Genomic DNA, 10571 nt, shown 5'->3' on the forward strand with positions numbered 1-10571 from the left:
AATTCGTTTGCACGGGACATTCGATCAGCCAATCGCCAAAGGCAATCTCGCATGACAAACGACGCCCGAAAAAACGGGGAGAAAACGGGCAAGCCGACTCCTCCCGTCGAACACCAGTTCAAGCCTGGCAATCCGGGCAGACCGAAGGGCTCGCGCAACAAGCTCGGTGAGCAGTTCATCGCTGACCTATATGAGGACTGGCAAGCGCACGGCGTGGAGACGCTGCAGAAGGTCCGAGCCGACAAACCGGACCAATATCTGAAGGTCGTCGCCTCGATCCTGCCGAAGGATCTGAACGTCAACATTAACAGCACGGATGATCTCACGGATGAGCAGCTTATCGAGCGCATCCGGTCCCTTGATTCCGCAATCCGGCCTTTCCTCGATGCTCAAGGAGCAAGCGGCTCTGTTGGCGGAACTGGACCGGAGACGACGCACTAACCTGCTTAGCGGGTACAAGCCCTATTCGAAGCAGATCGAGTTCCACGCGGCAGGGAAGGGCTATCGCGAGCGCCTGTTTATGGCGGGCAACCAGTTGGGCAAGACACTGGCTGGTGCTGCCGAGGCGGCAATGCATCTCACGGGGCGGTATCCGGATTGGTGGGCCGGCAAGCGCTTCGATAAGCCGGTGATTATGCTGGCTGGTTCGGAATCGTATGAGCTGACCAGGGATGGCGTTCAGCGCCTTCTCGTCGGCCCTCCGATGAATGAAGAGGACTGGGGCACTGGGTATATACCGAAGGCCGCGATTATTGCCACAACCCGGCGTTCTGGCGTTTCTGGCGCACTGGATAGCGTCACGGTTCGGCATGTCTCGGGTGGATCGTCAACACTGCTCTTCAAGGCATACGAGCAGGGTCGCGGTAAGTGGCAGGCAAACACGGTTGATTACGTCTGGTTCGACGAAGAGCCGCCAGAAGACGTGTATTTCGAGGGCATCACCCGAACCAACGCAACGCAAGGGCTGATTGCCGTAACGTTCACGCCCCTCAAGGGCATGAGCACGGTTGTCGCTCGGTATATTCTCGAGAAGTCGCCTGATCGTGAAGTGATCACGATGACGATCGACGACGCCGAGCACTACACGCCAGAGCAGCGCAAACAGATCATCGACAGCTATCCTGCGCATGAGCGGGAGGCGAGAACGAAGGGTGTTCCGTCGCTCGGCTCGGGGCGCATCTTCCCGGTCGCGGAAGAGAACATCGTCGTCGATCCGTTCGAGATACCGAAGCACTGGGTGCAGATCGGCGGCCTAGACTTCGGATGGGATCACCCGTTCGGGGCTACTGCATGTGCCTGGGATAGGGACGCAGACGTTTTCTACGTCACGAAGGAATATCGCGAGCGGGAAGCAACGCCAATTATTCACGCCGCGGCGCTGAAGCCGTGGGGTGTGTGGCTACCGTGGTCATGGCCGCACGATGGCTTGCAGCACGATAAAGGCAGCGGCGAACAGTTGGCCGAGCAGTATCGGGTTCAAGGCCTGAACATGCTTCATGAGCGCGCAACGTTCGATGACGGGACTAACGGTGTCGAGGCCGGTCTGTCCGACATGCTGCAGCGCATGCAAACGGGACGATGGAAGGTGTTTCGCACCTGTTCGCACTGGGTCGAGGAATTCAGGCTCTACCACCGCAAAGACGGGAAAGTGGTCAAGGAGCGCGACGACGTGCTCTCGGCTTCTCGATACGCGCTGATGATGAAGCGGTTCGCCAAGGTCAAGGCAGACGCCGCCGCATGGAAATTCTCGGAACGCAAGGTGATTTGACATGATGAAGCCTGGATACGGCGAAGAGCGCCGCCATAAACACGAAGGCAGCCTCTATCGCATCCGCGATGTTTGGGGCGATGACGGCCGATTGGTCCGGTGCGAATACGCCACCAAGACCGATGGCGGTTCAACAGTTTGGTTTCCTTGCCGTGAGGGCGTCTTGTTCTCCGAAATCGAACCCTTCGAGAAGGCCGCCGCCTAATGGCTGCGATGCAGAAACAGCAGGTTGCTGCCCAGGTCTCGCAGCTCGTCAAGGACTGCGAGAACTATCGGGACGAGCTTTCCGTCGATCGCATCAAGGCGATGGAGTACTACGACGGCACCATGAAGGACACGCCGGCCGACCCGAACCGGTCGAAGGTCGTTTCGCGTGACGTGCGTTCCTCGATTAAGAAGGTTCTGCCGTCTCTCATCCGCACGATCCTCGGCAATGACAAGGTCGTTGAGTATCAGCCGGTCAATGAGGGGGATGAAGCCTCGGCCGAACAAGCGACGGATTACGTCAATTTCGTCGTGTTCCCTGAGAGCGATGGTTACGATGCGGTTCAGGACGCTGCGCACGACGCGCTGAAGCTGCGCAATGGCGTCATTCGCTGGTGGTACGACAAGAAGCGCAAGGTCCAGGTCTCGAAGCATACCGGCCTTGATGAGCAGGCGCTCGTGCAGCTCGTCGCGGACGATGATGTCGAGGTGCTGGAGCAAGAGCAGTATGTCGAGCAGATCGACACGCCGCAGGGGCCGGCGCCGGTCACACTCTACAACGTCAAGATTCGGCGCGTCTCCGAATACGGCTGCACGAAGCTCGCCGCGGTACCGCTCGAAGAGTTCCTGATCCACCCCGACGCGATCTCGATCGAGGACAGCCCGATAGCGGGCCTCAAGACGCAGCTTCGCCGCTCCGATCTCGTCGCGATGGGTTATGACCGGGACAAGGTCTACAGCTTCGCGGCCTCGGGCGCCGATATCGAGGAAGACGAGGAAGAATTCACCCGTCGGCGCGACGTCTTCGACGAGAACGATTCCCTCGTCAAAGCGCTGCAGGAGGTCGATTACTACGAGCTCTATGTGAAGATCGACGTGGATGATGACGGCATTGCCGAACTGCGCCGCATGGTCTTCGCCGGCGGGCTGGCAGAGACCAATCTGCTCGACGACGAGGAAACCGATGAGGTGCCCTTCGCCGACCTGATCGTCGAGCGGCGGCCGCACCAGCGCGAAGGCAATTCCGTCACCGACGACATGGCCGAGATCCAGCGCGTCAAGACTGTGCTGATGCGCCAAACGCTGGATAACTTGTACTGGCAGAACAATCAGCAGCCGATCGTGCAGGAAGGCGTCATCCAGAACCCCGAAAGCGTGCTCAATCCGAAGTTCGGGCAGCCGATCCGGGTCGCCCAAGGCATCGATGCCCGCGCGGCTGTCGGTTACAACATCGTGCCGTTCGTCGCGGAAAAGTCCTTCGCGATGCTTTCCTATCTCGACCAGGAAGCTACCGACCGGACGGGCATTTCTGACGCATCGAGCGGCATGGCGCCGGATGCGCTGCAGAACATGACGGCAAAGGCCTCGGCGATGATCGAGGCAGCCGGCATAGGCCAGACGGAATTGATGGTCCGCACGTTCGCTCAAGGCCTTAAGCGCGTGTTCCAGGGGCTTCTGAAGCTGGTGATCAAGCATCAGGACAAGCCGCGCACAGTGAGGCTGAGAAACCAGTGGGTGACGTTCGATCCGCGCCAGTGGAACGCGGACATGGACGTCACGGTCAACACCGGCTTGGGCGCCGGCACGCGCGAGCGCGACATGATGATGATGCAGGTCGTCGGCCAGCAGCAGGAGAAGCTCCTTGCCGCCTATGGCCCAGTCGGCAACCCGTTCGTGACGGTCGACAACATCTGGAATTCGGTCTCTCGAGGCGTCGAGGCGGCCGGTTTGAGAACGCCGGACCTCTACTTCACCAAGCCGACGCCGGAACAAATCCAGCAATTGGAGCAGGCGCAGGCGAACAAGCCCGATCCGGAGATGGAGAAGGTCAAGATCAAGGCGCAGGCCGATATGGAAAAGGCCAAGCTGGACGCGCAGATTGACCAGCAGAAGCTTCAGACGGAAGCGCAACTCGAAACGCAGCGTATCCAGCAGGAAATGGCGCTGAAGCGCTACCAGATCGACCAGGAGATCAATCTGAAGCGGCAGACGAACGCCGTGCAGATGCTGACCCGCGACCCAGTGTCCTCGGTTAACGTCGGCGGGGATCCAGGCTGATGCGGCAGGAAGACAAGACCGCCGCCGCCCGCGTGCTGCTCGACATGCCGCTCTTCCATCTGCTGATGGATGAATTGGAGATGGCCGCCGTCAACGGCTGCGTCAACGCCAAGAACACAGATCATGATGCCCGCGCCGCCTTTGCGGCCGAAGTGCGGGCCATTCGGAATCTCAAAGGCAAGATCAAGTTCCTCGCTGAGGGACAATCCTCTGCCGATGGGAAGGCAGCCCCGGCATAGCGCCCGGGCCAAACCTCAAAAGGCAAAGCAGACATGACAGACGCAGCCACCAACTCCCCTTTCGTGGGGGAGAGTGATAGCGGTCGCCCCGCACTCACCTTCGATGACGCTGTAAACCTCGACTTCGCCGAGTCCTCCGAGACCAACGAGCCGGAAGAGGAAGAGCAGCAATCGACGAATGCGACGGATGAGGCCTCTGAAGATGGCCAAGAGACCGACGATCCCGCAGCCGAAGGCGACGAGTCGAACGAGCCCGAAGAAGAGGGCGACGAGACCAACGAAGCCACGGACACGATCATCACCCTTCAAGGCGGTGAGCAGGTTCCTCTCGAGGAGCTGAAGAAGGGCTATTTGCGGGAGAGTGACTACCGCCGGAAAACTCAGGATCTCGGCAACAAGCGCGGGAATCTTGAGGCCATGACAAGCCGCGTCGCCAACACGGCGAACGCCATCGCAGAATTCCTGATCCAGCAGTTGCCACAAGAGCCATCGCGTGCGTTGGCGATCCAGAACCCGACCGAGTATACGCGCCAGAAGGCCATCTACGACTCGGGCCTGGAGCAGGTTCAGCGTCTCATCGACATGAGCGCCGAGCCGAAGAACGTGGCAGGCGAACTCAAGTCCGCGGCAACAGAGGAAACTCTCGCGGCCGAGAACGCCAAGTTGCTCGAAGCCTTCCCGCATCTCGCAAAGGACGATGCCCGAGAAAAGTTCTTTTCCGACGCCTTCAAGGTCGGCGAGGATCTCGGCTTCAGCCAGGATGAGATGCAGGGTTTCACCGACCATCGCTATTTCAAGGTCATGCATTACGCCATGCTCGGTCTCCGGGCAGAACAGGCGAAGAGCAAAGCCCTGAATAAGGTAGCGAACGCCCCGCCGGCAGCCGTCAAGGCCAAGCCGAACGGACCGGTGAACCCGCAGGCCCGCAAAAATCAGGATGCGATGAAGAGGCTGTCGAAAACCGGGTCGATCCGCGACGCAATGTCGGTCGACTTCGACTAACCCCATCTTCAAAGGATCAGAAACATGGCTGTTGTAACCAACACCTTCACGACCAGCCAGGCAGTTGGCAATCGTGAAGAGCTTTCCGACGTGGTGTCCCGCATCACGCCGGAAGACACCCCGATCTACTCCCTCATCGAAAAGGGCAAGGCCGTCTCCATTCATCCTGAGTGGGAAACGGACGACCTCGCAGCGCCCGGCGAGAACATCCGCGAGGAAGGTGAAGAATACGCCTTCGACGCAATCACTCCGCCGGCACGCATGGGCAACTATACCCAGATCATGCGCAAGGACTGGATCATCTCCAACACGCAGGAAGTAGTGTCGGAAGCTGGAAACGTCCAGAAACGCAAATACCAGAAGCTCAAGAAGGGCGTCGAGATCCGCAAGGATGTCGAGTTCGCCATCGTCGACACGAACGCCTCTGTGGCTGGTGCGACGCGCGAATTCGGCTCTCTGCCGACCTGGATCACCTCCAACGTCTCCCGCGGCGCTGGCGGCTCCAACGGTGGCTTCAACTCCGGTACCGGGCTGACGGTTGCTCCGACTGCCGGCACACAGCGCGCATTCACCAAGGCCATCCTGGATACGGTGATGCAGTCCGGCTACCAGAGCGGCGCCAACTTCCGGCACGTCTCGGTTTCGCCCTACGTCAAGAGCGTGTTTGTCACGTTCATGTCGGACAGCAACGTGGCCCCGTTCCGCTATGCCGTCTCCAAGGGCGGTGAGCGCAACACCATCGTTGCCACGGCGGACTATTACGAAGGTCCGTTCGGTACCGTCATGATCCATCCGAACCGGGTGCAGGCGGCCGGCGCCACACAGGCCCGGAATGCCTTCTTCATCGATACCGACATGCTGTCCTTCCTCTGGCTTCGCAAGATTGCCGAGGACAAGGACATCGCGAAGACGGGCGACGCGGACAAGGGCGTCATCATCGGTGAGGGCACCCTCAAGGTCCACAACGAGAAGGGCCTCGGCGTCGCTGCCGACCTCTTCGGCCTCACGGCTGCGAGCTAAGGAGATACGGACATGACCTCTTACAAGCCCATCTCCCTCACCGCCGCGACGTTAACCCTCAGCAGGAAGACGCACGTCGGCGCCACCGTCGTCGTCGATCGCGCGGCGGGCAGCACCGTCACGCTGCCGGCCGCTACCGGCACAGGCGACAAATACAAGCTGGTGGTCAAGACCACGATCACGTCGAACAGCTTCAAGGTGCAGGTCGCTGACGCCACCGACGTCATGAGCGGCACGGCGACGTTCGGCCAGGATTCGGCCGATACGGCCGTCCTGTTCGAAACGGCGGCGGACAGCGACACGATCACCATGAATGGGTCTACGACCGGTGGCATCGCTGGCGATATCGTCGAGCTCGAGGACATCGCCACGAACCTCTGGAGCGTCAAGGTGCTCGGCTCCGCGACCGGTACCGAGGCCACGCCGTTCTCGGCGGCTGTCTCGTAGGCGATCGACCATCAACCTCATGGGGGGGCGGGCTCCGGCTCGCCCTTTCCCTTTTCAGGAGAGACGAACATGCCTGCAGAACCGAAAAAGACGCCGATCCGGCTCCTCTATGACACCTGGGCTGAAAACGACCAGCGTATTCCGGCCGGCGCCGTGCTCGATGTCCCGCTTGAGGCGGCAAAGCAACTCATCGCCAACGGCAAGGCCGAGCGCGCCGATCCGCTGCCGGGGGAATGATCGATGACCATACGGGATGGCGATTGGGAACTCTTCGACTACGATTTTCAGACGGGCCGTTCCGTATGGCGCTATTTCGACGGCGAAAAGACCACGTTCCGGACCGACTATCCCGTCGATAACGTGATCAGCCAGAACCAAGAGGTTCGCAACGAGGCAAGCCGCGCATGGGCTGGCGATTGGCACCGCGTCGCCTCGATCCCGCTCAACGTCGCGCATGATTCCGGCCTCGTCCAAGCCCATTCCGAGGGCGACGACCGCTATGTGAAGCGCTTCCTCAACAGCAGCGACAACCGCGCCTGGCGCACCAAGGACGGCCATCTATGACCATCCCCGACTATGCCGCGCTTCTGATCGATTCCGGCGAGTATTCTGGCTATGCGGACATCTCGCACGTCTTCCCGCGCCTGCTCGGCCTTGCAGAGCTGAAGCTCAATCGTGGGCTTCGCGTCGCTGGCATGGAAACCACGTCCATGATCACGCTGACCGAGGGCGACGGCACGCTTCCGGATGACTTCCTTGAAGCGCGCGAGGTCAAGAACGCCTCTGGAATCCCGATCCGCGCGGTTTCTCTGCAGCAGTTGACGGCAAGCCATATGGACCGCAGCGGCACCCCGGCCGGGTACGCCATCGTCGGCAGCACGGTCAAGGTGCGCCCGACTGCCGACCAGGACATCAGCGTCACCTATTACCGCCGTATCCCTGCGCTCACTGTGACCGCGCCAACGAACTGGCTGCTGGAGAAGGCGCCAGACGTCTACCTCTTCGCGCTCGTCAACGAAATCGCGATCTGGAAAAGGGACGTCGAGGCGGCCACGGCCGCCCAGCAGCTTCTGTTGCTGGCAATCAACGGCCTGAAGATCGAGGATGAGCGGTCCCGCTGGGGCAATGCCCAGCTTGTAGTAGGAGGTGTCACGCCATGACCCTTCTTTCTGCCGTGAATGAAGTTTGCGACGTCGTTTCGCTCTCTCAGTTCGATACCGTTTATGGATCGAGCGAGCCGAACGCGGAAACGATGGTGACGCTTGCCCAGGAAGCCGGCGACGAGATTGCCCGCCGTGTCGATTGGCAGAGCATGCTCAAGCAGCACACCTGCACTGCATCCCCGGAGAATTTCCCGACCGATTATCAGCGCCTGACACCGGGCGGCGGCATCCGGACGGCAACCGGCGACTTCGCGCGGCCGGTCAACAACAGCGGCCAGTGGTCGATTATCTCCGTCGTGCCTTCGACACAGCCCTATTACTTCCTCAAGGGCAATCAGCTCCTGTTCTCGCCGACCGATTCCGCGGAAAACGCGGTGATCGATTACGTGTCGAAGAACTGGATCATGAACGATCCCGCCGGCGAGGCAGCCACATGGGCGGCGGACGACGACACGACGCTGTTTCCCGAGCGCCTGCTGGTGAAGGGTATCGTCTGGCGCTGGAAACGGCAGAAGGGCCTCGCCTATGAGGACAACCTTGCTGAGTTCGAAGCGGACCTCATCCAGGAAATCAATGCGGACAGGGGCACGACGTGAAGATCCAGCCCAGAGCAGGCCGCATAGCGCAATCCAACCGCGGAGCCGTTGCCATTGGCCGGAACCAGTCATCGCAGCCAGTGACTTTCCCGGCGCCGAAGGGCGGGCTGGTGACGACCGCGGACATGGCCGCACAGCAACCGGGTTCCGCCGTGGTACTCCGGAACTTCTTCCCGACGCTGATGGGCTGCAAAATCCGCGGCGGATCGCAGAAGGTCGGGCTTGCGGATGATGGAACCGACATCCTGAGCGCCTTCAAATACAAGTACGGGTCGACTGAAAAGCTGTTCATGGCGACCGCCACGGCGATCTACAACATGACGTCGCCGGCCGCGCCTCCCACGACCACGGCGGCCGATGTCAGCGGCTTGAGCGGTGGCGATTGGTGCGCGTTCCAGCACACAAACGCCGGCACGTCCTGGCTCGTCTGCGTGAACGGCGCTGACAACCGAAGGCTCTACAACGGCACGACTTGGTCGACGACGGCAATCACCTTCACGGACGGCACGACTATGCCGCAACTGAATTACGGCTGGCTGTTCAAGAACCGCGAATTTTTCCTGAAGAACGGCACGCTGGATGCCTATTACCTGGCTGTCAACGCCGTGAGTGGGGCAGCGACGGTCTTCCCGCTCGGGGGCGTCATGAAGCGCGGCGGGTCGCTGCTGACCGGCTTCTCCTGGTCGCTGGAGAGCGGCGACGGCCTCAACGATATGTGCGTGTTCGTCTCGACCGAGGGCGAAATCGCGGTCTATGCCGGCGATGATCCGTCGAGCGCTTCGACTTTCGCACTGAAGGGCGTCTATCAGATCGGTAAGCCGCTCGGGAAAAACGCATGGATCCGAGCAGGGGGCGACATCCTCATTGCCACGACTGATGGCCTCACGCCAATGTCGCAGGTCTTCCAGCGCGACCGGCAGGCGCTGTCGCTGGTGTCTGTGTCTCGGCCAATCGAGGACGATTGGCGCAAGGCGGCGAACGCCACCGGGACCGGCTGGACGCTGAAGCAGTGGCCAGAGCAAAACCTTGTGTTCGTGGCCTTCCCAGGAAACACCGTCGTCACTGATACGACGTTCGTCCTGAACGTGCTCACCGGCAAATGGTCTACGATCAGCAACTGGCAGGCGCGCTGCTATGACACACTGCAAGGCGGGCTCTTCTTCGGCTCTTTGGACGGCTATGTCTGGCAAGGGGATGCAGGCGGGACCGACGACGGCCTGACCTTCTCCGCGACCTACCTTTCGCAGTTCTCGCCAGCCGGCCAGTTCGGGCAGCGCGCAAATGCAACGCTGGCACACATGTATTTCAGAGCGAAGTCGAGCCCGAAGGTCCGGCTGTTCGCTCGGGCCGATTACGATAAGTCCACGCCTACCTTCAATTCGGTGACCGAGGGCGACGCGACGTCGTCGGAATGGGACGTCGGTCTGTGGGATGTGGCGATCTGGGACGGCGTTTCCGAAGTGCAGCGCTACGACTTCCGGCAGAATGTCAGGGCCGCGGGCGACATGCTTGCCGTCGGCTGCGTCATCACGTCGGGCGGCGATTTCAAGCTCGATCTCGAAGTTGATCTCGCGACGCTGCAAGTGTCGATCGGGGAGGCGAGCGCCTGATGCTGCCGAGCAATCCGGAACAGGTCCGCGCCGCTTTCCTGCGCTGGACGCGTGGCGACGAGGCCGCGGCCGACTTTATCGCCGAGATTGCTGCGATTGCGCGCCTTGCCGACGACATCGTTGACGAGGACGAGAACCGACAGCGCAATATGGCGTGGCTCCTGGTGCGAACCCTCACGCATTTGCCGCTGAACCCGTTCTTCATTCGCCATGCTCAAATCCTGGCGCCGCTGATCAACAGCGCCATTGTCCAGTGGCAGCTTTCTGACGAGTGGCGGTCCTCTCGCGACGCTCTGAAGCGCCAATTCGGCTTCGTGATGCGGGAGGCGGTCGGATCGATTGTGACGGTGGTTGCGGCCATCGTCGGCGGCTATGACCACGCCAAGGCCGCGACGGAAGACTTTTTCGAACTCTGCCATGCCGGCTCGCGAGAGACCGTTGAAGACTGGATAAAGGATTGAACG

The 10571-nt window shown here is 60.9% G+C and carries 14 protein-coding genes; all 14 read left to right on the plus strand.

The annotated features are described in order from the left end of the window. Positions 1 to 51 precede the first annotated feature (51 nt). The 14 genes from CO676_RS15210 (at position 52) to CO676_RS15270 (ending at position 10568) form a co-directional block, all read left to right on the plus strand. The gene (locus CO676_RS15210; protein ID WP_097521665.1) at positions 52 to 441 is read left to right on the plus strand and encodes a hypothetical protein; all 390 of its coding nucleotides are present in this window, start codon (positions 52 to 54) and stop codon (positions 439 to 441) included. Then, the gene (locus CO676_RS15215; RefSeq protein WP_097521666.1) at positions 329 to 1768 is read left to right on the plus strand and encodes a terminase family protein; all 1440 of its coding nucleotides are present in this window, start codon (positions 329 to 331) and stop codon (positions 1766 to 1768) included. Before CO676_RS15210 ends, CO676_RS15215 begins: the two co-directional genes overlap by 113 nt. Before the next feature lies 1 nt (position 1769). After that, entirely contained in the window at positions 1770 to 1973 is a 204-nt protein-coding gene (locus CO676_RS15220; protein WP_097521667.1) for a hypothetical protein, read from the plus strand. Next, positions 1973 to 4030: a phage portal protein gene (locus CO676_RS15225; RefSeq protein ID WP_097521668.1), complete on the plus strand. Its 2058-nt coding sequence runs from the start codon at positions 1973 to 1975 to the stop codon at positions 4028 to 4030. Before CO676_RS15220 ends, CO676_RS15225 begins: the two co-directional genes overlap by 1 nt. Then, a complete protein-coding gene (locus CO676_RS15230; RefSeq protein WP_097521669.1) occupies positions 4030 to 4269 on the plus strand; it encodes a hypothetical protein in 240 nt (79 codons plus the stop codon). The genes CO676_RS15225 and CO676_RS15230 overlap by 1 nt, the downstream gene beginning before the upstream one ends. 33 nt (positions 4270 to 4302) lie before the next feature. Then, complete coding sequence (locus CO676_RS15235) at positions 4303 to 5271, plus strand: hypothetical protein (protein ID WP_097521670.1); 969 nt, start codon at positions 4303 to 4305, stop codon at positions 5269 to 5271. A gap of 24 nt (positions 5272 to 5295) precedes the next feature. Further along, complete coding sequence (locus CO676_RS15240; RefSeq protein ID WP_097521671.1) at positions 5296 to 6291, plus strand: DUF5309 domain-containing protein; 996 nt, start codon at positions 5296 to 5298, stop codon at positions 6289 to 6291. Between the two features lie 12 nt (positions 6292 to 6303). Beyond that, positions 6304 to 6738, plus strand: a complete 435-nt coding sequence (locus tag CO676_RS15245) for a hypothetical protein (protein ID WP_097521672.1) — start codon at positions 6304 to 6306, stop codon at positions 6736 to 6738. 69 nt (positions 6739 to 6807) lie between these two features. Beyond that, a complete protein-coding gene (locus tag CO676_RS35220) occupies positions 6808 to 6975 on the plus strand; it encodes a hypothetical protein (RefSeq protein WP_179875494.1) in 168 nt (55 codons plus the stop codon). A gap of 3 nt (positions 6976 to 6978) precedes the next feature. After that, a complete protein-coding gene (locus tag CO676_RS15250) occupies positions 6979 to 7302 on the plus strand; it encodes a hypothetical protein (RefSeq protein WP_097521673.1) in 324 nt (107 codons plus the stop codon). Next, the gene (locus tag CO676_RS15255) at positions 7299 to 7898 is read left to right on the plus strand and encodes a hypothetical protein (protein WP_097521674.1); all 600 of its coding nucleotides are present in this window, start codon (positions 7299 to 7301) and stop codon (positions 7896 to 7898) included. The genes CO676_RS15250 and CO676_RS15255 overlap by 4 nt, the downstream gene beginning before the upstream one ends. Further along, positions 7895 to 8497, plus strand: coding sequence for a hypothetical protein (locus tag CO676_RS15260; protein ID WP_097521675.1), 603 nt, complete (start codon positions 7895 to 7897; stop codon positions 8495 to 8497). The genes CO676_RS15255 and CO676_RS15260 overlap by 4 nt, the downstream gene beginning before the upstream one ends. Then, entirely contained in the window at positions 8494 to 10107 is a 1614-nt protein-coding gene (locus CO676_RS15265; protein ID WP_097521676.1) for a hypothetical protein, read from the plus strand. The genes CO676_RS15260 and CO676_RS15265 overlap by 4 nt, the downstream gene beginning before the upstream one ends. Next, entirely contained in the window at positions 10107 to 10568 is a 462-nt protein-coding gene (locus tag CO676_RS15270) for a hypothetical protein (protein WP_097521677.1), read from the plus strand. Before CO676_RS15265 ends, CO676_RS15270 begins: the two co-directional genes overlap by 1 nt. The last annotated feature ends 3 nt before the right edge of the window (positions 10569 to 10571 follow it).

Origin of the sequence: Sinorhizobium sp. BJ1, from assembly GCF_002531555.1 — a bacterium.
GTDB lineage: Bacteria > Pseudomonadota > Alphaproteobacteria > Rhizobiales > Rhizobiaceae > Sinorhizobium > Sinorhizobium fredii_B.

Bases quoted from the DNA above. Each gene is read 5' to 3' on its own strand.
- CO676_RS15210 (WP_097521665.1), top strand. From the start codon at position 52: ATGACAAACGACGCCCGAAAAAACGGGGAGAAAACGGGCAAGCCGACT.
- CO676_RS15215 (WP_097521666.1), top strand. From the start codon at position 329: ATGAGCAGCTTATCGAGCGCATCCGGTCCCTTGATTCCGCAATCCGGC.
- CO676_RS15220 (WP_097521667.1), top strand. From the start codon at position 1,770: ATGATGAAGCCTGGATACGGCGAAGAGCGCCGCCATAAACACGAAGGC.
- CO676_RS15225 (WP_097521668.1), top strand. From the start codon at position 1,973: ATGGCTGCGATGCAGAAACAGCAGGTTGCTGCCCAGGTCTCGCAGCTC.
- CO676_RS15230 (WP_097521669.1), top strand. From the start codon at position 4,030: ATGCGGCAGGAAGACAAGACCGCCGCCGCCCGCGTGCTGCTCGACATG.
- CO676_RS15235 (WP_097521670.1), top strand. From the start codon at position 4,303: ATGACAGACGCAGCCACCAACTCCCCTTTCGTGGGGGAGAGTGATAGC.
- CO676_RS15240 (WP_097521671.1), top strand. From the start codon at position 5,296: ATGGCTGTTGTAACCAACACCTTCACGACCAGCCAGGCAGTTGGCAAT.
- CO676_RS15245 (WP_097521672.1), top strand. From the start codon at position 6,304: ATGACCTCTTACAAGCCCATCTCCCTCACCGCCGCGACGTTAACCCTC.
- CO676_RS35220 (WP_179875494.1), top strand. From the start codon at position 6,808: ATGCCTGCAGAACCGAAAAAGACGCCGATCCGGCTCCTCTATGACACC.
- CO676_RS15250 (WP_097521673.1), top strand. From the start codon at position 6,979: ATGACCATACGGGATGGCGATTGGGAACTCTTCGACTACGATTTTCAG.
- CO676_RS15255 (WP_097521674.1), top strand. From the start codon at position 7,299: ATGACCATCCCCGACTATGCCGCGCTTCTGATCGATTCCGGCGAGTAT.
- CO676_RS15260 (WP_097521675.1), top strand. From the start codon at position 7,895: ATGACCCTTCTTTCTGCCGTGAATGAAGTTTGCGACGTCGTTTCGCTC.
- CO676_RS15270 (WP_097521677.1), top strand. From the start codon at position 10,107: ATGCTGCCGAGCAATCCGGAACAGGTCCGCGCCGCTTTCCTGCGCTGG.